The organism is Vibrio marinisediminis, assembly GCF_014050145.1.
GTDB classification, from domain to species: Bacteria; Pseudomonadota; Gammaproteobacteria; order Enterobacterales; family Vibrionaceae; genus Vibrio; species Vibrio marinisediminis.
On the sequence record NZ_JACFYF010000100.1, the window covers coordinates 1 to 333 of the forward strand.

Annotated in this window: 1 protein-coding gene; it reads right to left on the bottom strand. The window is 28.8% G+C overall.

All coding sequences use genetic code 11. The features are described 5' to 3' along the window. The coding region (locus tag H2O73_RS23550) for a GTPase (RefSeq protein ID WP_182110741.1) at positions 1–333 on the bottom strand (333 nt) is incomplete at both ends.

The window sequence follows — 333 nt, forward strand, 5'->3', positions numbered from 1 at the left end:
CATTTAACAATGCATTTAAAAGGGTTGATTTTCCTACATTAGGTTCTCCTATTATGGCTACAGGAATTCCATTTTTTAATACATTTCCATAAGAGAAAGACTCTATTAATCTTTTTAAAACATTAGAAATTTTTGTAATTAATTTTTGAAAATCACCTCTATTTGCAAATTCTACATCTTCTTCAGAAAAATCTAATTCCAATTCAATTAAAGAAGCAAAATTTAGAAGGTCTTGACGTAAATTTTCAATTTCATTAGAAAAGCCTCCTCTCATTTGTTGCATTGCAATTTGATGAGACGCTTTTGAGTCTGAAGCAATTAAATCGGCAACTG